Annotated in this window: 19 protein-coding genes and 2 tRNA genes; 12 read left to right on the forward strand and 9 right to left on the reverse strand. The window is 69.0% G+C overall.

Going from position 1 to position 20,778, the window contains the following annotated elements:
* The first annotated feature begins 81 nt into the window (after nucleotides 1–81).
* The 7 genes from ACSFBM_RS07885 (at nucleotide 82) to ACSFBM_RS07915 (ending at nucleotide 5,656) form a co-directional block, all read left to right on the forward strand.
* Nucleotides 82–1,173 (forward strand): FAD-dependent oxidoreductase, encoded by a 1,092-nt coding sequence (locus ACSFBM_RS07885; RefSeq protein WP_435483872.1) that lies wholly within the window; start codon nucleotides 82–84, stop codon nucleotides 1,171–1,173.
* Complete coding sequence (gene thiS, locus ACSFBM_RS07890) at nucleotides 1,170–1,373, forward strand: sulfur carrier protein ThiS (RefSeq protein ID WP_435483873.1); 204 nt, start codon at nucleotides 1,170–1,172, stop codon at nucleotides 1,371–1,373. Before ACSFBM_RS07885 ends, thiS begins: the two co-directional genes overlap by 4 nt.
* 18 nt (nucleotides 1,374–1,391) lie before the next feature.
* Nucleotides 1,392–2,201 (forward strand): thiazole synthase, encoded by an 810-nt coding sequence (locus ACSFBM_RS07895; RefSeq protein ID WP_435483874.1) that lies wholly within the window; start codon nucleotides 1,392–1,394, stop codon nucleotides 2,199–2,201.
* A complete protein-coding gene (locus tag ACSFBM_RS07900) occupies nucleotides 2,198–3,136 on the forward strand; it encodes a thiamine phosphate synthase (protein ID WP_435483875.1) in 939 nt (312 codons plus the stop codon). Before ACSFBM_RS07895 ends, ACSFBM_RS07900 begins: the two co-directional genes overlap by 4 nt.
* 5 nt (nucleotides 3,137–3,141) lie before the next feature.
* Nucleotides 3,142–5,268, forward strand: a complete 2,127-nt coding sequence (locus ACSFBM_RS07905; RefSeq protein WP_435483876.1) for a TonB-dependent siderophore receptor — start codon at nucleotides 3,142–3,144, stop codon at nucleotides 5,266–5,268.
* Between the two features lie 83 nt (nucleotides 5,269–5,351).
* A tRNA-Asn gene (locus ACSFBM_RS07910) sits at nucleotides 5,352–5,427 on the forward strand.
* 153 nt (nucleotides 5,428–5,580) lie between these two features.
* Nucleotides 5,581–5,656: transfer RNA gene (locus tag ACSFBM_RS07915), tRNA-Asn, on the forward strand.
* 86 nt (nucleotides 5,657–5,742) lie between these two features.
* On the opposite strand, the gene ACSFBM_RS07920 is transcribed toward ACSFBM_RS07915, so the two are convergent.
* Entirely contained in the window at nucleotides 5,743–6,060 is a 318-nt protein-coding gene (locus ACSFBM_RS07920) for a YnfA family protein (protein ID WP_435483877.1), read from the reverse strand.
* Between the two features lie 351 nt (nucleotides 6,061–6,411).
* Here ACSFBM_RS07920 and ACSFBM_RS07925 point away from each other — a divergent pair, with 351 nt between their 5' ends.
* The 4 genes from ACSFBM_RS07925 to ACSFBM_RS07940 all read left to right on the forward strand — a co-directional run bounded on the left by ACSFBM_RS07925 (nucleotide 6,412) and on the right by ACSFBM_RS07940 (nucleotide 10,673).
* Nucleotides 6,412–6,813: a GreA/GreB family elongation factor gene (locus ACSFBM_RS07925; RefSeq protein ID WP_435483878.1), complete on the forward strand. Its 402-nt coding sequence runs from the start codon at nucleotides 6,412–6,414 to the stop codon at nucleotides 6,811–6,813.
* A 161-nt stretch (nucleotides 6,814–6,974) separates the two neighbouring features.
* The gene (locus tag ACSFBM_RS07930) at nucleotides 6,975–7,862 is read left to right on the forward strand and encodes a CsgG/HfaB family protein (protein ID WP_435483879.1); all 888 of its coding nucleotides are present in this window, start codon (nucleotides 6,975–6,977) and stop codon (nucleotides 7,860–7,862) included.
* A 239-nt stretch (nucleotides 7,863–8,101) separates the two neighbouring features.
* Nucleotides 8,102–8,779: a response regulator gene (locus tag ACSFBM_RS07935; RefSeq protein ID WP_435483880.1), complete on the forward strand. Its 678-nt coding sequence runs from the start codon at nucleotides 8,102–8,104 to the stop codon at nucleotides 8,777–8,779.
* Between the two features lies 1 nt (nucleotide 8,780).
* Complete coding sequence (locus ACSFBM_RS07940; RefSeq protein WP_435483881.1) at nucleotides 8,781–10,673, forward strand: sensor histidine kinase; 1,893 nt, start codon at nucleotides 8,781–8,783, stop codon at nucleotides 10,671–10,673.
* Nucleotides 10,674–10,693: 20 nt separating this feature from the next.
* Here ACSFBM_RS07940 and ACSFBM_RS07945 read toward each other — a convergent pair whose 3' ends face one another.
* From ACSFBM_RS07945 to ACSFBM_RS07965, 5 genes are all read right to left on the reverse strand, one after another.
* Nucleotides 10,694–10,996 (reverse strand): hypothetical protein, encoded by a 303-nt coding sequence (locus ACSFBM_RS07945; RefSeq protein ID WP_435446310.1) that lies wholly within the window; start codon nucleotides 10,994–10,996, stop codon nucleotides 10,694–10,696.
* Nucleotides 10,997–11,123: 127 nt separating this feature from the next.
* The gene (locus tag ACSFBM_RS07950; protein ID WP_435483882.1) at nucleotides 11,124–12,608 is read right to left on the reverse strand and encodes a DegQ family serine endoprotease; all 1,485 of its coding nucleotides are present in this window, start codon (nucleotides 12,606–12,608) and stop codon (nucleotides 11,124–11,126) included.
* Nucleotides 12,609–12,703: 95 nt separating this feature from the next.
* Complete coding sequence (locus tag ACSFBM_RS07955; protein ID WP_435483883.1) at nucleotides 12,704–14,035, reverse strand: ATP-binding protein; 1,332 nt, start codon at nucleotides 14,033–14,035, stop codon at nucleotides 12,704–12,706.
* Nucleotides 14,032–14,691 (reverse strand): response regulator, encoded by a 660-nt coding sequence (locus ACSFBM_RS07960; RefSeq protein WP_056518096.1) that lies wholly within the window; start codon nucleotides 14,689–14,691, stop codon nucleotides 14,032–14,034. Before ACSFBM_RS07960 ends, ACSFBM_RS07955 begins: the two co-directional genes overlap by 4 nt.
* Nucleotides 14,692–14,754: 63 nt before the next feature.
* On the reverse strand, nucleotides 14,755–15,525 hold the full coding sequence (locus tag ACSFBM_RS07965; RefSeq protein WP_435483884.1) for an IclR family transcriptional regulator domain-containing protein: 771 nt from the start codon (nucleotides 15,523–15,525) through the stop codon (nucleotides 14,755–14,757).
* Between the two features lie 173 nt (nucleotides 15,526–15,698).
* Between ACSFBM_RS07965 and pobA the strand changes: the two genes are divergently transcribed.
* Nucleotides 15,699–16,880 (forward strand): 4-hydroxybenzoate 3-monooxygenase, encoded by a 1,182-nt coding sequence (pobA, locus tag ACSFBM_RS07970; protein WP_435483885.1) that lies wholly within the window; start codon nucleotides 15,699–15,701, stop codon nucleotides 16,878–16,880.
* Here pobA and ACSFBM_RS07975 read toward each other — a convergent pair.
* Genes ACSFBM_RS07975 through ACSFBM_RS07985 form a run of 3 tightly spaced genes read right to left on the reverse strand, consistent with a single transcriptional unit; the run spans nucleotide 16,877 to nucleotide 20,559 of the window.
* The gene (locus tag ACSFBM_RS07975) at nucleotides 16,877–17,281 is read right to left on the reverse strand and encodes an SRPBCC family protein (protein WP_435483886.1); all 405 of its coding nucleotides are present in this window, start codon (nucleotides 17,279–17,281) and stop codon (nucleotides 16,877–16,879) included. The genes pobA and ACSFBM_RS07975 overlap by 4 nt on opposite strands.
* A gap of 13 nt (nucleotides 17,282–17,294) precedes the next feature.
* Complete coding sequence (locus ACSFBM_RS07980) at nucleotides 17,295–18,194, reverse strand: helix-turn-helix domain-containing protein (RefSeq protein WP_435483887.1); 900 nt, start codon at nucleotides 18,192–18,194, stop codon at nucleotides 17,295–17,297.
* A 34-nt stretch (nucleotides 18,195–18,228) separates the two neighbouring features.
* Complete coding sequence (locus ACSFBM_RS07985) at nucleotides 18,229–20,559, reverse strand: xanthine dehydrogenase family protein molybdopterin-binding subunit (RefSeq protein ID WP_435483888.1); 2,331 nt, start codon at nucleotides 20,557–20,559, stop codon at nucleotides 18,229–18,231.
* Nucleotides 20,560–20,778 lie beyond the last annotated feature (219 nt).

Below are 20,778 nucleotides of genomic sequence, written 5' to 3' on the forward strand. Positions count from 1 at the left end.
GCTCCCGCGACTGCGCAGCGCTTTTTCGAAGGCCGCTTGCCCCCATCCCGGCCTTCCCCCAAAGGGGGAAGGAGCAAGACCATGACGCTTCCCTTTCAATCGACCGCCATCCTCGGCGCAGGCCTCATGGGCCGGCTGCTGGCCGTCACGCTCGCGCAGGCCGGCTGCAAGGTCGACCTGTTCGAAGCCGGCGGCCCCGAAGCCGAAGGCGCGGCGGCGCGCGTGGCGGCCGCCATGCTCGCGCCGCTGGCCGAATCGGCCGTGGCGCCGGTGTCGGTCGTGCGCATGGGGCAGCATGCGCTGTCGCGCTGGCCCGAACTGCTCGCACCGCTGGCGCAACCCGTGTTCTTCCAGCGCGAAGGCACGCTGGTGCTCTGGCACCGGCAGGACACCGCCGAAGCCGCGCGGCTCGCGCGCGTGCTCGCGAACACCGGCACGCAGGTGCCCGAACTCGCGCCGATGCGCACGCTCGACGGCCAGGCCATCGCCGCGCTGGAACCTTCGCTGGGCCAGCGCTTCGCGCAGGGCCTGTTCCTGCCGGGCGAAGGCCAGCTCGACAACCGCGCCTTGCTGGCCGCGCTGCTCGCCGCCCTGCAGGCCGACCCTCGCGTGTCGCTGCACTGGCAGTCGCCGCGCGCACCGTCGGACTTCGCACCGGGCACGGCGGGCCAGCCCGACTGGGTCGTCGACTGCCGCGGCCTCGGCGCCAAGCCCCAATGGAGCGCACTGCGCGGCGTGCGCGGCGAGGTGATCCGCGTGCATGCGCCCGAAGTGAGCCTGCGGCGCCCCACCCGCCTCGTGCACCCGCGCTATCCGCTCTACATCGCGCCCAAACCCGACCACCTGTTCGTGATCGGCGCGACCGAGATCGAGTCGGACGACATGTCGAGCGCCAGCGTGCGCTCCACGCTCGAACTGCTGAGCGCCGCCTACGCGGTGCACAGCGGCTTTGCGGAAGCACGCATCGTGGAGATCGCCACGCAATGCCGCCCCACGCTGCCCGACAACCTGCCCGCCGTGCGCAGGCCGCAACCCCGGGTGATGCAGATCAACGGGTTGTACCGCCACGGTTTCATGATCGCGCCCGCACTGCTCGACGTGGCGATGGAACTGCTCACGACCGGCCGTTCCGCCCTCGCGCAGGGCTTCGGCATGGAGGCCCCGGACACATGACGATGAACATCCTGATCAACGACAAGCCCTTTGCGTTGCCCGAGCACGCGATGTTGACCGACGCATTGGCAGCGTTGAACGCCACGCCGCCCTTCGCTGTGGCGGTGAACCGCGAGTTCGTGCCGCGCTCGGCCTACGCGGCGCACGCGCTGCAGCCCGACGACCGCATCGAAGTGATCCGCCCCGTGACGGGCGGCTGAATGATGGAGACGACCCCCATGACGACGAACGACCCGCTGGTTCTCTACGGCGAAACCTTCCAGAGCCGCCTGCTGCTGGGCACCGCGCGCTACCCCTCGCCCGACCTGCTCGAAGCGGCCGTGAAGCGCGCGAAGCCCGCGATGCTCACCGCCTCGCTGCGCCGCCAGACCGCCCACCAGGGGTCCGGTGGCAACGACACCGGCAACGGCTTCTGGGCGCTGTTGCGCGAGCTCGCCGTGCCGGTGCTGCCCAACACCGCCGGCTGCCACAGCGTGCAGGAGGTGGTCGCCACCGCGCAGATGGCGCGCGAGCTGTTCGACACGCCGTGGATCAAGCTCGAGCTCATCGGCGACGACTACACGCTGCAGCCCGACACGCTGAACCTGGTCGATGCCGCGTCACAGTTGATTCGCGACGGCTTCAAGGTGCTGCCGTATTGCACCGAAGACCTGGTCCTGTGCCAGCGGCTGGTCGACATCGGCTGCCAGGCCGTGATGCCCTGGGCCGCACCCATCGGCACGGGCCGCGGGCCGGTCAACCCCTACGCATTGCAGGTGCTGCGCGACCGGCTCAAGGTGCCGATGCTGGTCGACGCGGGACTGGGCCTGCCGTCGCATGCCTGCCAGGTGATGGAGTGGGGCTACGACGGCGTGCTGCTCAACACGGCAGTCGCCCTGGCGCAGGACCCGGTCGCGATGGCCGGCGCCTTCGCCGACGCGGTGCAGGCCGGCCGCACCGCGTACCGCGCCGGCGCCATGGCCGCGCAGGACGCCGCGCAGCCCAGCACGCCCGTGCTCGGCACGCCCTTCTGGCACCACGCACCATGAGCGCCCCCCTCGAACCTCGCGCCATTGCGCAGGCCATCGTCGCGACCCACGGCCTGCGCTTTGGCGCCATCGTTTCCGCGCCGGTCAGCGCGCCGGTCTTCTCGTCGGACGACCCGGTCTACCGCGGCGCCAAGCAGGGCTGCACGGCGCTCGGTTTCATTGAGATCGATGCCGAATGCCTGGCCCTGGCCTGGCGCGCGCAGACGCAGCGCCTGAGCAACTTCGACGCCGCGCTCTGGCCCGACGCGCCGGAAGACTTCGGCCTGCGGGCCTTTCCCCCGGCCGCGCGCGCCGATGCGTTTCCGCCCTGCCCCGAACGCCTCGGCCTCTACGCCGTGCTGCCCGATGCGCAGTGGGTCGGCCGCATGGCGCGCGCCGGCGTGCCGACCGTGCAGCTGCGCTTCAAGTCCGACGATGCGGCGGCCGTCGAGCGCGAGGTGCAGGCCGCCGTCGATGCGGTGCAAGGCACGGGCGCGCTGCTCTTCATCAACGACCACTGGCGAGTCGCCATCGCGGCCGGCGCCTACGGCATCCACCTCGGCCAGGAAGACCTCGACGCGCTCGCACCCGACGAACTGGCGCAGCTGCGCGCCAGCGGCCTGCGGCTGGGCGTCAGCACGCACGGCTATGCGGAAATGGTGCGCGCCGACCGGGTGAGCCCGAGCTACATCGCGATGGGCGCGGTGTACCCGACCACGCTCAAGAAGATGGCGACCGCGCCGCAGGGCGTGGCCCGGCTCGGCGCCTATGCGCGCCTGCTGCGCGGCTACCCGCAGGTGGGCATCGGCGGCATCGACGCCGTGCGGCTGCCCGAGGTGCTGGCCACCGGCGTCGGCTCCGTCGCCGTGGTGCGCGCGCTGGTCGCGGCCGAAGACCCCGAAGCCACCACCGCGCAATGGATGGCGGCGATGCGTGCCGAAACTGCACGCAACTGAACCCAATGAAACAACACACTCTTTCGCCTCTCTCCCGCGCCGTCGCGGCCGCGCTTCTTGTCACCGCCTGGAGCGCCCATGCGCAGCAAGCCGCGCTGCCTGAAGTCACCGTCAACGACGCGGCCGCCGCGCCACAGGCCGACGTCAGCGGCTTCGGCGACGTGCCGCTGCGCGAGCTGCCGATCTCAGGCACCGTGGTCGACAGCAAGCAGCTGCGCGACAGCGGCGCACGCCGGCTCGCCGACCTCACGCAGTTCGACGCCTCGGTCACCGACGCCTACAACTCCGCCGGCTACTGGGACTACCTCACGGTGCGCGGCTTCGTGCTGGACAACCGTTTCAACTACCGGCGCGAAGGCCTGCCGATCAGCGCGGAGACCTCGATTCCGCTGGACAACAAGGAGCGCGTGGAGATCCTGCGGGGCACCAGCGGCATCCAGGCCGGCACCAGTGCGCCGGGCGGGCTGGTCAACTACGTCGTGAAGCGGCCCACCGAGCAGGACCTGCGCACAGTGCGCATCGAGACCACGAGCCGAGGCAGCGTGCTGGGCGCCCTCGACCTGGGCGGGCGCTTCGGCGAGAACCGCGAGTTCGGCTACCGGCTCAACGTGGCGAGCGAAAACCTCAAGCCGCTGACGCACAACCTCGACGGCAACCGCAACCTGTTCTCGCTCGCGGCCGACTGGCGCATCACGCGCGACTCGGTGCTGGAGCTGGAGGTCGAGCAAAGCCGCAAGACACAGCCGAGCCAGAACGGCTACAGCCTGCTGGGGAATGTGCTGCCCGCGCCGGTGGACCCGCGCATCAACCTGAACAACCAGCCGTGGTCGCAGCCCTCGGTGTTCAAGGCGCTGACGGGCACGGTGCGCTTCAGCCAGGCGCTGAACGCCGACTGGCGCTGGAGCGCGCAAATAGGCCAGCAGCGCCTGAAAAGCGACGACCGGCTGGCCTACGCCTTCGGTTGCAGCGCCGAAGGCAACTACGACCGCTACTGCTCCGACGGCACCTTCGACGTGTACGACTTTCGCAGCGACAACGAGCGCCGCACGCAGACGGCGGGCAGCCTGAACCTCAAGGGCAACGTGACGACGGGCAGCGTGAAGCACGAGCTGGGTTTCGGGCTGCTGCAAAGCCGTGTGCGCAACCGCTTCGAGAACCAGGCCTACAACTACGCGGGCACGGGCAACATCTGGGGCACGGCCATCGTGCCGGCGAACCCGGACGCCACCACGCCGCAGACCAACCGCGACGAACGCTCGACCGAGCTGTCGGTGCAGGACGCGATCCGCTGGAACGACCGCTTCACCACCTGGCTCGGCGTGCGACATACGCGGCTGGACCGCAGCAGCATCGGCAACGACGGCTCCAGTCCGACGGGCTACAAGCAAGGCGTGACCACGCCTTGGCTGGCCGCCAGCTACACGGTGCAGCCGGGGCTGCTGGCGTATGCGAGCTGGGGCCAGGGTGTGGAGTCGCAGGTGGTGCCGAACCGGCCCGACCAGTACGCCAACGCAGGCCAGGCCTTGCCCGCGCTGCGCTCGCGCCAATGGGAGCTGGGGCTGAAGGGCGGCACCGACGCCTTCAACTGGCAGCTGGCGTACTTCGACATCTCGCGCCCGATGACCAACATCGACCAGTGCGGCGAATTCTGCGACGTGCGCAACGACGGGCGTGCGGTGCATCGCGGCCTCGAGGCCGGCGCGCAGTGGATGCAGGGGCCGTGGCGCCTCGGCGGCAGCGTGACGCTGATCGATGCGAAGCGCCGCGACAGCACGGCGAACCCAGCGCTCAACGGCCAGTCGCCCACCAACGTGCCCAAGCAGGTGCTGCGTGCCCAAGCCGCCTACCGCGTGGCGGCGGTGCCGGGCCTGGAGCTCGCGGGGCAGCTGTCGTACGAAGGCCGGCGCAACGTGCTGCCGGACGGCTCGGTGACGCTGCCTTCATGGACGCGCGTCGATGCGGTGCTGCGCTATGACACCAGGCTGCGCGGCGTGAACACGACGTGGACGCTGGCCGTGGACAACCTGTTCGACCGCCGCTACTGGAAGGAATCGCCGTACCAGTTCAGCCACGTCTACCTGTTCCCGGGCGCGCCGCGCACGCTGCGCCTCGGGCTGACCGTGGCGCTTTGAACCCTGCGCGGCTCGCAAATTTGGCGAGGCTGTGATCGGCGGTTGAGAAGGCCCAAAAAATCACGCTATAATCTAAGGCTTGTTCCTCGATAGCTCAGTTGGTAGAGCGCCGGACTGTTAATCCGTAGGTCCCTGGTTCGAGCCCAGGTCGAGGAGCCACAAAAAGCCGCAAGGCCACTGGATGCTCCGCTACTCGCAAGGTAGCGGAGCATTTTCATTTGCGTCGTCGCATCGAAGGTGTTGCACAACGTCAAAAAATCGAAGCGTCGAGCTCAGAATCGGTAAATCCATTGCATATAATTTAAGGCTTGTTCCTCGATAGCTCAGTTGGTAGAGCGCCGGACTGTTAATCCGTAGGTCCCTGGTTCGAGCCCAGGTCGAGGAGCCAAAACAAACCACCCCGGTGGTTCCTGAATGCCTCGCTACCCCACCGGTAGCGAGGCATTTCCTTTTGGGGCGCGGCTTCCTGCACGCTCATCGCGGCTGGAACGCGATGAGCCCCATGCCGGCGAAGCACACCGCCACGCCGACCGCATCCCACGGCGTGGGCCGGATGCCGTCCACCGCCCACAGCCACGCAATGGCCACGCCGATGTACACGCCTCCATACGCCGCATAGACACGCCCCGCCGCCGCGTCATGCAAGGTCAGCAGCCATGCGAACACCGCGAGGCTGATGGCTCCGGGCACCAGCAACCACGCCGAACGATCCTGCTTGAGCCAGAGGTAAGGCAGATAGCAGCCGACGATTTCCGCCAGGGCCGTCGCAACGTAGAGCAGAAGGGTTCGCATGCACGAATTGTGCGGGGCCGCGCGGCGCTTACCGGCAAGGCACGTGAGGCCATTGCTTGGAGGCTTCATGCCCGCGCACCTACACTGGCCTGAATGTCCCCCTGGTCCACGTCCTGCAAACACCCTGCTGCGCGCGCGGCGCTGCCCCTGGCAGCGGCCGTTCGTCGCGCGGGTGCCGCTGCAGCGGCGACCACGGAAGTCTTGCGACGCATCGGCGCACTTTCCTGAGCCCGGCGGTCCGCTACCTTCCTTCTTGATGCGCGAACCATTGACCGCCGGGCACCCGCCGCGCGGTCGCGACGCCGTTCATTCCCTCTTTAGGAACGGCGACGCTTTCAATTGGAGTGCTTCATGCCTGCAACCATCCACGGGGAGCGCACGCTCACCGAACTCGACTTCGTTCGCCTCGAAAAACTGACCGACCATGCGCTGCCTGCGGCACTCGCCGAGCTGCTCGATGCCGCCGACGTGCTGCCCTCGCGCGAGATGCCCGCCGACGTCGTCACCATGAACTCGCAGGTCGAGGTCGAAGACCCGTCCACGCGGCAACGCCAGAAGATCACCGTCTGCTACCCCGGCGACGCGCAGCCCGGCGCCGGATTCGTCTCGGTGCTGTCGCCCGTGGGCATCGGCCTGCTCGGCGTGAAGAGCGGCACGCTCGCCAAGTGGGACATGCCCAACGGCGCGCAAGGCGCGGTGCGCGTGGTCGCGGTGCTGTTCCAGCCGGAGGCCAGCGGCGACTACGCGGCGTGACTTTCGGCACTGGTGCGACGAACGCCCGGGTCGTATCGTCGCGCGGTCGCCGGTGGCGCGTCGAATCGGGAGGCTGTGCAGGCCATGGCAATTCCATCTTCGGTTTCGAGAAGCGACGCCCGCCACGAGCGCAGCATTCTTTTCACTCGACAGATCCGGACATGGCTTTTTTCAAACTTTCTCTTGCAAGCGCACTCGCCGGCCTGATGGCCCTTTCGGGCTGCCAGACCATGGACATGCAGATGGGCAACCCGTCGGCCAAGACCGTGGCCACCGGCAGCGCCGCAGGGGCTGCCACCTCCGGCGAAAGCAGCCAGCTCGAACGCTGCGACTCCCCGCTCGGCACGGTCTCCCTGATCGAGAACCAGAGCGCGGGCTGGTACACCATCCTCACCGGCGAATACAAGCTGCCCCCCACAGCCAACCTGTTGCGACTGCTGGTGCAGCAGTCGAACTGCTTCGTGGTGGTCGAGCGCGGCGCGGCCGGCATGAACGCCATGACGCGCGAGCGCGCGCTGCAGCAGTCGGGCGAAATGCGCGGCGGCAGCAACTTCGGCCGCGGCCAGATGGTGGCGTCCGACTACGGACTGTCGCCGGAAATCGTCTTCAGCAACAGCGATGCGGGCGGCCTGGGCGGTGCGCTCGGCGGCCTGGTGGGCGGCGGGCGTGGGCGCGCCATCGCGCAGCTCGGCGCAAGCATGCAGACCAAGGAAGCCAGCGCGCTGCTGACCCTCATCGACAATCGCTCGGGCGTGCAGGTGGCTGCCTCTGAGGGCAGCGCGTCCAAGACCGACTTCGCGGGCTTCGCCGGCCTGAGCGGCCTCTCGGCGGCCGGGGGTGTGGGCGGCTACACGCGCACGCCGCAGGGCAAGGTGATTGCCGCAGCATTCATGGACGCGTTCAACCAGATGGTGCGTTCGCTGCGCAACTACAAGGCGCAGACCGTGCGCGGCCAGGGCCTGGGCGGTGGTGGCCGCCTGGGCGTGGACGGCGGCGCCGCGCCGTCGCAGACCTCGGCACCGGCCGCCACGACCCGCCGCCGCAAGTAGGCACGCAAGCTGCCGGCACCGCGCCCGCCCGGGCCACTGGGCGGGCGTTTTCGTTGGCGCACCGCACGACCTGCGGGAATCGGTAGTCCGCCTCCCCCGTATATAGGATGGGCAGTGCGCGGACCGGGCCCTACGCTTTGCGTCATCCCGCCACCCTCTCCGCCTCCAGGACCCCTTTCCATGCGCCTCGCCCCCACGTCCTGCATGCGCGCATGCAGCCTTCCCGCACCGGCGCACGCATGACCGCGGAGACACAGGTTGCCCTGGTCGAAGACGACACCGGCATGCGCGAGCGCATCTCGCGCGTGGTCGATGCAGACCCCTCGCTGAGCCTGGCCTACAGCGCTTCCAACGCCAGCGAGATCCTCGCGTGGCTGGTCGACAACCCGGTCGACGTGCTGCTGGTCGACCTCGGCCTGCCCGACCATCCCGGCCTGAAGGTGATCAGCCAGTGCCGCCACATGCAGCCGGCCTGCGCGGTGATGGTGCTGTCGATCTTCGGTGACGAGGCCAACATGGTCCAGGCCTTCGAGGCCGGTGCCAGCGGCTACCTGCTGAAGGACGGCACCGAGGCCGACCTGGCCACCCACATCCGGCACCTGCGCGCGGGCGGCTCACCGATGTCGCCGGTGATCGCGCGCAAGTTGCTGCGCCGCTGGCAGGCCCATTCGGGCCCTGCCACGCCGCTTCCCACGGCAGCCGCCAAGTCCGCCGTGGCGCCCGAGCGGCTGTCGCCACGGGAGTTTGAGGTGCTTGACCTGGTCTCTCGTGGTTTCACCTATGTCGAAGTCGGGGTGCAGATGGGAGTCTCGGCGTCGACGGTTCAAACCCATATCCGCAACATTTACGGCAAGCTGGATGTGCACAACAAATCGGAAGCCGTGTTCGAGGCACGCAGCCTCGGCTGGCTTCCCTAGGGTGATCGCGGGAGGCCTGCGCGGGCTGCTGCTCGCAGCGCTCTGCACTCTGTGCGCGTGGGCCGTTCAACCCGCGCATGCCGACGAAGCCACGCCCGCCAGGCCGCCCGCCGGCGCACTGGACGTGAAAGCAGCCGACGCCGTGCTCGAACCCGACGGGCTGCCCCGCCAGACTCGCCGCGTGCAGTTGCCGTTTCGCTGGGACCACGAGTTTCCCGGCCTGGGCGGCAAGGCCACCTACCGCATCGACCTGCCCGCCACCGCCGTGCCGGGCAACGAGCCCGCGGCGCTGCTGATGTCGGGCGTGGGCAACCAGGTGAGCATCTTGTTCAACGACGCGCCCGTGGCCAGCTACGGCAAGCTGGGCGACCCCGGCCACGACGCGGCCAAGAGCAACCTGCTGGTGCCCCTGCCAGCCGCCCTGCATCGCGAGGGCCAGGCGCAGTCGCTGGTGCTGCGCACCACCGTCCAGCGCCAGCGCGGCGCGGGGGTGGCCAGCATCCAGTACGGCACGCAGGCCACCCTGGCCACGCTGTACCGCTCGCAGCAGAACTGGCGCAACACCTCGGCCATCGTGTACGCCGTCAGCCTGATGCTGATGGGCGGCCTGGCGGGCGGCCTGTGGCTGCGCCAGCGCGATGCGCTCTACGGCTGCTTCGCGCTCGCCGCACTCTCGGGCGTGGCGCGCAACCTCGACCGTGTGTGGCCCGACGTACCGGTTCCCTGGCCGCTCTGGGGTGCGGTGGTGGCGGTCTGCTACGCCTGCCACATCGGGCTCATTGCGCGCTTCGTGCTGTTGGTGCTCGACCGCAATCCGCCGTGGCTGGTGCGGGCCGTATACGCGGCGCTGGTGCTTTCGGTGATGCTGGCCTGCGCCTCCTTCGCCTTCGCGCTCCCGGCGTTGTGGACCACCGGCCTGGCCATCCTGCAGCTGACGAGCATCGTCTGCCTGCCCTACGTGGTGTACGGCGCGATGGTGGAGCGCCGACGCATCGCCGCGGTGCTGATGGCGGCGGGCACGCTCGCCATCCTGGCTGGCGCGCACGACCTGCTGCTGGTGCGCATGGCCCTCTTCGGCGGCGCCTACTACACGCTGACGGCGCACGCCATGTTCTTCTTCGTGATGATCCTGGCGGGACTGGTGGTCGAACGCTACAGCCGCACGGTGGCCGACTACAGCGCGCTCAACACCAACCTCGCGGCGCGTGTCGCGGAACGCGAGGACCAGTTGCGCGCCGCCTTCGAAACGGTGCGCCAGCAGCAGCAGCAGCAAGCCGTGCTGCTGGAGCGCCAGCGCATCATGCGGGAGATCCACGACGGCGTGGGTTCGCAACTGGTGGGCCTGCTCAACCTGGTGACCCAGCCCACCTCCGACCGCGGCGTGGTCGAGGAGCATGTGAAGCTCGCGCTCGACGAGATGCGCATGGCGGTCGACTCGCTGCAGCCCACGCACGACGACCTGCCCACGGTGCTGGCCACCTTGCGCTACCGCCTGCAGCCGCGGCTGGACGCCGCGGGCATCGAGCTGGTGTGGGACGTGGCCGTGATTCCCGAGCTGGCGCCGTTCGCCGCGCAGGCCGCCCTGCAACTGCAGCGCATCCTGCTGGAGGCCTTCACCAACGTGCTGAAGCACGCGGGCGCCACGCGCATCGTGATGCAGGCCAGCTGGAGCGGAGAGACTTCGCCGCCGCTGGTGCGCATCGTGCTCACCGACAACGGGCGCGGGCTTCCCACCGCCCCTGCGGCGCCTTCGGACCCGCGGCAGGCGGGCCATGGCATCGCCAACATGCGTGCGCGCGCGCAGTCCATCGGCGCGCGGCTGCACATCGAGACGGCGGACGAAACAACCGGTGGAACGCGCGTGCTGCTGGACTGGCCCTGCGCCCTGCCCTGACGCGCGGGTGGGACGCGGCGTCAGCGCAGCGCGAACGCCAGCGTGACGGCGCCGAGCGCCAGCAACGCGAGCCCGGCGATGAAGACCATCTCGCCCCAGGCCTCCAGCCGTGCACCGGCGCGTTGCGTGCGCATCGAAATGAAAGACAGCAACGCGCTGGCCAGGAAGACCAGCGCGTCGACCGCCAGCAGGCGGTCGATCAGCAGCCGCATGTCGTCGCGCGGACCGAGGTGCCCGATGGACATCACCGTCATGCACACGCCGATCATGGTGGCCGACGTGGGCAGGATGTGTGCCGAGAGGCTTTTTGCGGACGACGTCATGTCAAGTGGCATTGGGCCTGGACTTTTCGAGAAACACCGAGAGGCCGGCTTTGCCGGGCCTCCGGTGTTGCCCCCGGCGGCGGGAGGAGAAGCGACACGGAGTGCGCGAAGCCCGGGGGCGAGCCTGCTACCCGATTCGCACCGGCACGAAGATCTTGTCTTCGCCGCGCTGGATCAGCAGCGCCACCGACTTGTTGGTCGCCTTGGCCACCACCTCGCGCACCTGCTCCACGCTTTGCGCCGGCGTGCCGTTGATGGCCAGCAACACATCGCCCGCCTGAACACCGGCTTGCGCCGAAGGACCTGCGGCGTCTTCGATCAGCAGCCCGGTGTCGATCGAGGCCTCGCGCTTCTCCTGCGGCTGCAACGGGCGCAATGCCAGGCCCAGCTTGCCTTGCCCGGCCGCTGCATCGGCCTTGGCGACCTGCGCGGGCTTGTCGCTCGCGTCGCCGAGCTTGGCCTGCAGCTCCTGGCGTTCGCCCTGGCGCCACACCTCGAGCGTGACCTTCTTGCCCGGCGCCTGCTGGCCGATCACCGCGGGCAGGTCGCCCGAGGACACGATGCGCTGGCCGTCCACGCTGCGGATCACGTCGCCCGCCTTCAGGCCGGCCTTGTCGCCGGGGCCGCCCTTCTCGATGTTGGAGACCAGCGCGCCTTCGGGCTTGTCGAGCTTGAACGACTCGGCAAAGGCCTGGTTCACCTCCTGCACGGCCACGCCAAGACGCGCATGCGTGGCCTTGCCGGTAGCGACGATCTGGTCCTTCACCTGAATGGCCACGTCGATCGGAATGGCGAACGACAGGCCCTGGTAGCCACCGCTGCGGCTGTAGATCTGCGAGTTGATGCCCACCACCTCGCCGCGCGTGTTGAGCAGCGGGCCGCCGGAGTTGCCGGGGTTCACCGCCACGTCGGTCTGGATGAAAGGCACATAGCTGTCGTCGGGCAGCGTGCGGCCCTTGGCGCTCACCACGCCGGCCGTCACGGTGTTCTCGAAGCCGAAGGGCGAGCCGATGGCCAGCACCCATTCGCCGACCTTCAGGTCCTTGGTGTTGCCCAGGGCCAGCACCGGCAGGTTCTTGGCGTCGATCTTCAGCACCGCGATGTCGGTCTTGGCGTCGGCGCCCAGCACCTTGGCGCGGAACTCGCGGCGGTCGGTCAGCTTGACGGTGACTTCCTTGGCGTCCTTCACCACATGGGCGTTGGTGATGATGATGCCGGCGGGGTCGACGATGAAACCCGAGCCCTGCGCATGCACCGGCACGTCGCGTTGCTGCTGCTTGCCTTGCGGACCCATCTGGCCCTGGAAGCGGCGGAAGAACTGGAACATCGGATCTTCAGGGTCCACGCCCTGGATCTCGGCGGCGGCCTCGTCGTCCGACGCCTTCATGGTGCCGGTGACGCTGATGTTGACCACGGCAGGGCCGTCGCGCGTGGTGATGGTGGAGAAGTCGGGCAGCGTGACCATGGCCGCGGGCGCGCTCACGGTGGCATTGGTGGCCGGTGCGCCCACGGCACGGGCGCTGGTATAGGCGCCGGCACCGACGGCACCGATCACACCCGCGCTCGCCAGTGCAATCACCAAGGCGCGGGGCGAAGTCAGACGGGAGTTCATTTGTCGGTTCCTTTCAATGCGTATCAACGCAAACACGATGAAAGGAATGTCGTCGCGCAGGCTTAAGCGCCGCTTAAACGCCGATCAAACGTCGATCAAGCGGCCGAAGGCGCAAAGACGATGCGCACGCGCAGCCCACCGAGGCTGGGCGATTCGTCGAGCGCCACCGTGGCGCCGTGCAACTCGGCGATCGACTTCACGATGGCCAGGCCCAGGCCGCTGCCGGGCGCCTGCGTTTCTCCGGAGCGGTAGAAGCGGTCGAGCACGCGTTCGCGCTCCGCCGGCGGCAGGCCCGGACCACTGTCGTCGACGGTGAGTTCCACCGCGTCGTTGCGTTGCGTGATGGCGATGTCGACGCGGCCTTCGACGGGCGTGTACTTGACCGCGTTCTCCAGCAGGTTGCGCAGCAGCATGCGCAGCGCCTCGGACTGGCCGTCGACCACGGCGGCGTCGGCGTGCGTGATGCCGATGTCGATGCCGCGCGCCTGGGCCGCCGCCACGGCGTCGGACACGGCAAGGCGCGCTACCTCCGACAGGTCGACCGGCTCGGGCTTCGCGCCGGCCGCCATGCTGGCCTCGTGGCGCGCCAGCGCGAGCATCTGCTCGACCAGCCGCGTGGCGCGGTCGATGCCCGCCACGAGGCGGCTCACTGCCAGGTCCCGCGATGCGCCGTCGGGTGCGCGCTGCAGGCCCTGCACCTGGAGCTTCAATGCGGCCAGCGGCGAGCGCAGCTCGTGCGCGGCATCGGCCACGAAGTGCTTCTGCGCATCGAAGGCGTGGCGCACGCGGTCGAACAGCAGGTTCAGCTCCTGCACCAGCGGGCGCACCTCTTCCGGCAGGCCCTCTTCGCTGACCGGCGACAGGTCGTCGGCCTGGCGCGACGCCACCTGCTTGCGCACGCGCGCCACCGGCGCGAGCGAGCGGCTCACCACCCACCACACGACCAGCATCAGCAGCGGCGCCATCAGCGCCACCGGCGCGATGGTCCGCAAGGCCAGCGTGCCGGCCATGTGGCGGCGCGCGGCCATGTCCTGCGCCACCTGGATCACCAGCCCGCGCGTCTGCATCGAGAACACGCGGTAGGTGGTGCCGCGCGCATGCACGTCGGCAAAGCCCAGCACCGCGAGCTGCGGCAGCGCGGCCTCTTCCGCCGACTCGAAAATGCGCGTGCCGTCGGCCGTCCACACCTGCACCACGAAGTCGAAGTTCTGCTCGCCCGTGCCGATGCCGCCGACCGCCGCGCTCGGCGGCAGGCCCGCGCGCAGCGACAGCGCCATCTGCTGCATGTGGTAATCGAAGATGTCGTCGGCCTCGGTGAGCACCGTGCGGTACGCCACCAGCGCCTGCGCGCCAGCGGCCAGCACGATGGCCGCAAGCAGGAAACCCAGCAGCCGCGCGCGCAGCGAACCCGTCAGGCTGCGCCTCACAGCTTGGGCACCATGTAGCCGACGCCGCGCACATTGCGGATCAGTTCCGCGCCGAGCTTCTTGCGCAGCCCGTGCACATACACCTCGACCGCGTTGCTGCTGATCTCGTCCTTCCAGCTGTAGAGCTTTTCTTCGAGCTGGGCACGCGACAGCACCATGCCGGGCCGCGCCAGCAAAGGCTCCAGCACGGCCCACTCGCGCGCCGACAGCACCACCGGCTGGCCGGCCACCGTGACCTCGCGCGTGGCCGGGTTGATGCTCACGCCCATGTGCTCGTACACCGGCTCGGCACGCCCCGCCGCGCGGCGCAGCAAAGCACGGATGCGGGCCAGCAACTCGTCGAGATCGTAGGGCTTGAGCACGTAGTCGTCGGCGCCGGCGTCGAGGCCTTCGATGCGCTGCTGCACCGAGTCGCGTGCCGTCGCGATGAGCACCGGCATGCGCTGCTTGCGCGCGCGCAGGTTGCGAAGCACCTCCAGGCCGTCGCGGCGCGGTACGCCCAGGTCGAGCATCACCAGGTCGTACTGCTGGGTGCGCAGGGCCGACTCGGCGGCCTCGCCGTCTTTCACCCAGTCCACCGCGTACTGCTCGGCACGCAGCAGGTCGAGCACGGCTTCGCCGATCATCACGTCGTCTTCGAGGAGCAGGAGTCGCATGGTGGGTGTGTCCCTGGTTCGGATGCGGAGGGTTCGAGGCGGGCGCCGCGCGGAAAGTTCAGCTCACAGCAAGGAGCGCACTTCGCGCGCGGCTTCGAACAGCAGCGGCAGCATGTCGCGCTGCAGCGCTTCTTCCTGGTAGCGCGTGCCCGACAGCACCACGTTCAGCGCGGCCACCGTGTGGCCCTGCATGTCGCGCAGCGGCACCGCCAGCGCCTGCACGCCGAGCTCGTGCTCTTCGCTGGCGAAGCAGTGGTCGTCCTTGCGTGCGCGCGCCACCAGCTGGCGCAGGCCGCGCGCCTGCGTCACCGTCTGCGGCGTGAGCCGCGCCAGGTGGCGGCCCTTGAGCCATTGCGATAACTGGGTGGGCGGCATCGCGGCCAGCAGCACACGGCCCGTGGAGGTGGCATGCGCCGGCAAGCGTGCACCCAGGTGCAGGCCGTAGGCCAGCACGCGCGTCGGCGTGCCGTAGCTGCCGCTGCGCGCCACGATGACCACCTCTTCCCCGTCGAGCACCACGGCGGAAAACGATTCGCCCGTCTGCGCGGCCAGCCGGTTCAGCGTGGGTTGCAGCGCGCGCGGCAACCGCGACGACGCAAGGTAGCTGCCCGAGAAGCGCAGCACCTTGGGCGCCATCCAGAAATAGCTGCCGTCGGTTTCCAGGTAGCCCAGGTGCGCCAGCGTCAGCAGGTGGCGGCGGGCCGCGGCGCGCGTGAGGCCGGCGCGCTCGGCGGCCAGCGTGGCGTTGAGGCGCTGGCGCTCGGTGTCGAAGCTTTCGAGCACGGCCATGCCCTTGGCGATGCCTTCGATGAAATCGGCTTTGGCGATGGTCATGCGTCGGTGGTTCGTCTGAAGTTCGCGGGTGAACGCGGGTGAACGGTGCCCGGATGGAAGTGTTGCGCGATCATCGCGCACGCGTTCGCATGATCGCACACAGCCTCCGCGCCCGGCGCCACAGAACCGCCTCCGCGCCCTACGCTCGACGAAACCATCTCGGAGACACGAACATGCGCACCCAGGTCGCGATCATCGGCGCCGGCCCCGCGGGCCTTCTGCTCGGGCAGCTTCTGCACAAGGCCGGCATCGACAACGTCATCGTCGAGCGCCAGAGCGGCGACTACGTGCTGGGCCGCATTCGCGCCGGCGTGCTCGAACAGGTCACGATGGACCTGCTGGCGCGTGCCGGCGTCGACGCCCGCGCCAAGGCCGAAGGCCTGCCGCACGGGGGCATCGAGCTGCTGTTCAAGGGCGCGCGCCACCGCATCGACATGCACGGCCTCACGGGCGGCAAGCAGGTGACGGTGTACGGCCAGACCGAGGTGACGCGCGACCTGATGGAAGCGCGCACGGCCGAGGGCCTCACCACCATCTACAGCGCGGCAAACGTCAGCCTGCACGACTTCGACTCGGCCAAGCCGCGCGTGCGCTACGAGAAGGACGGCCAGACGCACGAGCTCGAATGCGACTTCATCGCCGGCTGCGACGGCTACCACGGCGTGAGCCGCGCGAGCGTACCGGCCGACGCCATCCAGGCCTACGAGAAGGTCTACCCCTTCGGCTGGCTGGGCGTGCTGGCCGACGTGCCGCCGGTGTCGCACGAGCTCATCTACGCCAACACCGAGCGCGGCTTTGCCCTGTGCAGCATGCGCAGCGCCACGCGGTCGCGCTACTACGTGCAGGTGCCGACCGACGAACGCGTGGAAAACTGGAGCGACGAAGCCTTCTGGAACGAGCTGCGCGCGCGGCTCGACCCCGAGGCACGCGAGCAGCTGGTGACCGGTCCCTCGATCGAAAAGAGCATTGCGCCGCTGCGCAGCTTCGTGGCCGAGCCGATGCGCTTCGGCGCGCTGTTCCTGGCCGGCGACGCGGCGCACATCGTGCCGCCGACCGGCGCCAAGGGGTTGAACCTGGCGACGGCCGACGTGGGCTACCTCTCGCGTGCGCTCGAAATCTTCTACGCGGAGAAGTCGGCCTCGGCGCTGGACCGCTACTCCGACCTGTGCCTGCGCCGCGTGTGGAAGGCCGAGCGCTTCTCGTGGTGGTTCACCTCCCTGATGCACCGCTTTCCGGAAACGGGCGCCTTCGGCCAGAAGATCCAGGAGGCCGAGCTCGACTACCTGGTGCATTCGCACGCGGCCTCCACGTCGCTGGCAGAGAACTACGTCGGGCTGCCGCTGGAAGACTTCTAGGCGGTGCACCCTTCCAGCGCCGCCTTCATCGCGGCGGCGCCCTGAACCATCATCGGCTCGATGTAGGCCGCCATGGCGTCGGGCAGCACATCGGTGATCCACACGAAGCGGGAGCGCCCCGGGCCTTCAGCAAACACCTGTGCGGATGCGTGGTGATGGCTGGCCTTGCCGCCGGCGACGGTATAGGCCAGCCGGCGGTGCGTGTCGTCGATGCCGACCAGCACCTCGCGCGCCACGAGACCGTTGGCAAAGGTCAGCACGCGGGCGCCTTCCGCATCGATCGTGCAGCCAGTGAGAAAGCCCGGTGCTAGCCGTACGTGCACCGCGTCGAAGTCGCGCAGCGCGTCCCACACCTGGGCGGCGTCCGCTTCGACGATGAATTCCTTGTAGATGGTGGCCATGCCTTGCCTCGCTTCAAAGTGCCGGGATCCGGCCCGATGGCTGGATCAGGCGCTCATCATCGAGAAGCGCTGCGATGCGGTCTTGGAAAATCTTGCGATCACCGCGCGCCGCCTTGCGAAAGCCGCTGGGAGACACGCCGGCCGCGCGGTGGAAGGTGCGCACGAAATTGCTGAGGTCGGCAAAACCCACGTCGAGCGCGACCTCGGTCACGGGCCTGCCGTCGTCCTCGGCCAGCAGGCGTGCGGCATGGCGCAGCCGCGAGCGCACAAGGTACTGGTGCGGCGTGACGCCCAGCACCTGGGAGAACAGCCGCAGGAAGTGGAATGAGCTCAATCCGGCCTCGGCCGCCGCGCCGTCGAGGCCGATGTCGTGCCGGGAGTTGGCGTCGATCCACACTGCGGCGTCGACCGCGCGACGACGGTCTCGCGCTGTGGCCGTGGACGGCGGGACTGACTTCCGGCGCCCGGACACGACCTCGACGAAACGGCTTGCGAACCACATGCCCAATTCGTCCAGGCCCGCATCGCCCTGCCCTTCGGCCACGGCCTGGGCGAGTTCGCCGATCACCATGAGTTCGGCCAGCGGCGGCAGGCCACCGGCGCGCCATGCCTTCGAATCTCCGCCGATCAGGTCGACGAAGCCGGGCGACAGGTGGAACGCGAGGCACTCGTCGCCGCACACATGGTTGTCGTGCGTGCAGACGTATTCGTCGCCGGGGCGACCGACCAGCACCGAGCCGGTCACCATTTCGTAGGCCTGGCCGCGCGTGCGGTAGCCGAAGCTGCCCTTGCGCACGTACGAGACCGAGTAGCCCTCGTGCAGTTCGGCAAAGGGCTGCGCGTCAGGCCCTGCATCGCAGCGGTAGCTGGCGATGCCGATCGCGTCGGTCTGTACTTCCGTGGTGACGAGCATGGCAGGCGCCTTTTTGCCCCACGGAAACGATTGCTTAATCGACCGTTTGCATCGCCTGCCAGACACGAGCAGGACTCAGCGGCATGTGCAGCCGCGGCGCACGGGTGGCGAGGCCGTTGCGCGCGAACGCATCGGCCACCGCATTCACGATGGCCGGCGTGGCGCCGATGGTGCCGAGCTCGCCCACGCCCTTCACGCCCAGCGGATTGTTCTTGCATGGCGTCGACTCGTCCATTTCCATGTTGAACATGGTGTCGACGATGTCGGCGCGCGGCGCGGCGTAGTCCATCAGGCTGCCGGTGACGGGCTGGCCGGTCTCGTTGTCGTACACCACCTGCTCGTACAGCGCCTGCCCGATGCCCTGCACCGCGCCGCCCTCGAGCTGGCCGCGCACGATCATCGGGTTGATGACGCGGCCCACGTCGTTGACCGAGCTGTAGGCCACCACGCTGATCTCGCCGGTGGGCGGGTCGACCTCGATCTCGCAGATGTGGCAGCCGTTGGGCCAGGTCGGCCCGGCCACGGTGCTGGTGGATTCGACGAAGATCTCGCGCTCTGCCTGCTTGCCGGCCAGCGTGAACAGGTCGAGTTCGAGGTCGGTGCCGGCCACGGTGAACACGCCTCGGCTGTAGGTGATGTCGTCGATGGCGGCTTCGAACTCCTGCGCGGCGAGTTCGCGTGCCTTGTCGATGGTGCGCTCCGCGCCGATGCGCACCGCCGAGCCACCCGTGAACAGCGAGCGCGATCCGGCGCTGCCGAAGCCGTCGCCGCGGTCGGTGTCGCCGAGCACCACGCGCACCTTGTCGATGGGCACGCCGAAGGCATCGACCGCCAGCTGCGCGAGCGAGGTGGCAATGCCCTGCCCCATGGCGTTGACAGCAGAAAACACCTCGATCACGCCGTCGGCCTGCACAGAGACCGTGACGCGCTCTTCGAACACGTTGCCACCCGTCCACTCGAGGAAGGTGGCAATGCCCAGGCCGCGGTGCTTGCCATTGCGCGACGACTCGGCCGCACGGGCCTCGAAGCCCTGCCAATCGGCAAGCGTGAGCGCCTGGTCCATCACCGACTCGAAGTTGCCCGTGTCGTAGGTCTGCGCCATCGGGTTCTTGTACGGCATCTGCTCGGGACGGATGAAGTTGCGCCGGCGCAGCACGATGCGGTCGATGCCGGTCTGGCGCGCGGCCTCGTCCATCAGGCGCTCGATGGTGAAGATGGCCTCGGGACGGCCCGCGCCGCGGTAGGCGCCGGTGGGCGCGGTGTTGGTGAGCACCGCCTTGAAATGGAAGTCGATGGTCTGGATGTCGTAGACGCTGGTCTGCACCCAAGGCCCGATGAGCAGTTGGATCGCAACGCCGGTGCCGGTGGCGTAGGCGCCGACGTTGGCGAGCGTCTTGATGCGCAGTGCCAGGATCTTGCCCTGGGCATCGAGCGCCAGCTCGGCCCGCGCCTCGATGTCGCGGCCGTGCGCGCTCGAAAGAAACTCTTCGCTGCGGTCGGCCACCCATTTCACCGGTCGCTCGACCTGCAGCGCCGCGAAGGCGACCGCGATGTCCTCGGGGTAGGCGCCGGTCTTCATGCCGAAGCCGCCGCCGACGTCGCCCACCACCACGCGCACCTTTTCCTTGGGCAAGCCGATGGCCGCGCACACGGAATCGCGAACGCCCGAGGGCATCTGCGTGCTCATGCGGATCGTGAGGCGTTCGGTTTCGCCGTCGCGCCAGGCCAGCACGGACCGCGGCTCGATGGTCAGGGCGACCACGCGCTGGTTGTTCACGTCGAGCGCGACCACGTGGGCCGCCTTGGCGAAGGCGGCTGAGGCGTCCTCGCTGTTGCCGTGGCGCATTTCGGCGGCGATGTTGCCGGCGGCCTCATCGCACAGCATGGGTGCGCCTTCGGCAGTGGCACTCGCGAGGTCGACCACCATGGGCAGGTCTTCGTAGTCCACCATGATGGCTTCAGCGGCGTCGCGCGCCTGCTGCACCGTGTCGGCCACCACCGCCGCCACCGCCTCGCCGACGAAGCGTGTGCGCTCGTGCGCCAAGGCGTAGCGCGGCGGGCTGGCGCTGTCGCCGCCGTCGGCGCGCTTGAAGCCCGCGGCACCGGGCATGGGCTTGACGCCGGCCTGGGCCATGTCCGCGCCGGTGATCACGCGCAGCACGCCGGGCATGGCCGCGGCGCTGCTGGTGTCGACGGAAAGGATGCGTGCGTGCGGGTACGGGGACCGAAGAAAAACGAGGTGCGCCTGGTTCGGCAGCGTGACGTCGTCGGTATAGCGTCCGGCGCCCGACAGCAGGCTTTCGTCTTCGAGGCGGCGTACCGCCTGGCCGCTGCCGAAGCGGGTGGGGTTGGGTTCAGTGGTCAACGTGGTCCTCTTGTGCCGATCTCCACGCAAAGCATCGATGCTTGGCGGATCCGCTGTGGTAGCGCGAATGCAAGCTGAGCACTATATGGTTTTCGACGGTATTTGTGGGTGTGTCATGCCGATAGTTGCATCGCTCCCGCTCTGCGTCTGTCGGACAGACCCGGTGCCTGCGCAATTTTCCCGACATCGGATTCGGTTTTGCGGAAGACGTGTATACAT

This window comes from Variovorax pasteuri (assembly GCF_051216435.1).
Lineage (GTDB): Bacteria > Pseudomonadota > Gammaproteobacteria > Burkholderiales > Burkholderiaceae_C > Variovorax.

Excerpts from the sequence above, each read along its gene's own strand:
- ACSFBM_RS07885 (WP_435483872.1), top strand. The coding sequence starts at position 82 with ATGACGCTTCCCTTTCAATCGACCGCCATCCTCGGCGCAGGCCTCATG.
- thiS (WP_435483873.1), top strand. The coding sequence starts at position 1,170 with ATGACGATGAACATCCTGATCAACGACAAGCCCTTTGCGTTGCCCGAG.
- ACSFBM_RS07895 (WP_435483874.1), top strand. The coding sequence starts at position 1,392 with ATGACGACGAACGACCCGCTGGTTCTCTACGGCGAAACCTTCCAGAGC.
- ACSFBM_RS07900 (WP_435483875.1), top strand. The coding sequence starts at position 2,198 with ATGAGCGCCCCCCTCGAACCTCGCGCCATTGCGCAGGCCATCGTCGCG.
- ACSFBM_RS07905 (WP_435483876.1), top strand. The coding sequence starts at position 3,142 with ATGAAACAACACACTCTTTCGCCTCTCTCCCGCGCCGTCGCGGCCGCG.
- ACSFBM_RS07920 (WP_435483877.1), bottom strand. The coding sequence starts at position 6,060 with ATGCGAACCCTTCTGCTCTACGTTGCGACGGCCCTGGCGGAAATCGTC.
- ACSFBM_RS07925 (WP_435483878.1), top strand. The coding sequence starts at position 6,412 with ATGCCTGCAACCATCCACGGGGAGCGCACGCTCACCGAACTCGACTTC.
- ACSFBM_RS07930 (WP_435483879.1), top strand. The coding sequence starts at position 6,975 with ATGGCTTTTTTCAAACTTTCTCTTGCAAGCGCACTCGCCGGCCTGATG.
- ACSFBM_RS07935 (WP_435483880.1), top strand. The coding sequence starts at position 8,102 with ATGACCGCGGAGACACAGGTTGCCCTGGTCGAAGACGACACCGGCATG.
- ACSFBM_RS07945 (WP_435446310.1), bottom strand. The coding sequence starts at position 10,996 with ATGACGTCGTCCGCAAAAAGCCTCTCGGCACACATCCTGCCCACGTCG.
- ACSFBM_RS07950 (WP_435483882.1), bottom strand. The coding sequence starts at position 12,608 with ATGAACTCCCGTCTGACTTCGCCCCGCGCCTTGGTGATTGCACTGGCG.
- ACSFBM_RS07960 (WP_056518096.1), bottom strand. The coding sequence starts at position 14,691 with ATGCGACTCCTGCTCCTCGAAGACGACGTGATGATCGGCGAAGCCGTG.
- ACSFBM_RS07965 (WP_435483884.1), bottom strand. The coding sequence starts at position 15,525 with ATGACCATCGCCAAAGCCGATTTCATCGAAGGCATCGCCAAGGGCATG.
- pobA (WP_435483885.1), top strand. The coding sequence starts at position 15,699 with ATGCGCACCCAGGTCGCGATCATCGGCGCCGGCCCCGCGGGCCTTCTG.
- ACSFBM_RS07975 (WP_435483886.1), bottom strand. The coding sequence starts at position 17,281 with ATGGCCACCATCTACAAGGAATTCATCGTCGAAGCGGACGCCGCCCAG.
- ACSFBM_RS07980 (WP_435483887.1), bottom strand. The coding sequence starts at position 18,194 with ATGCTCGTCACCACGGAAGTACAGACCGACGCGATCGGCATCGCCAGC.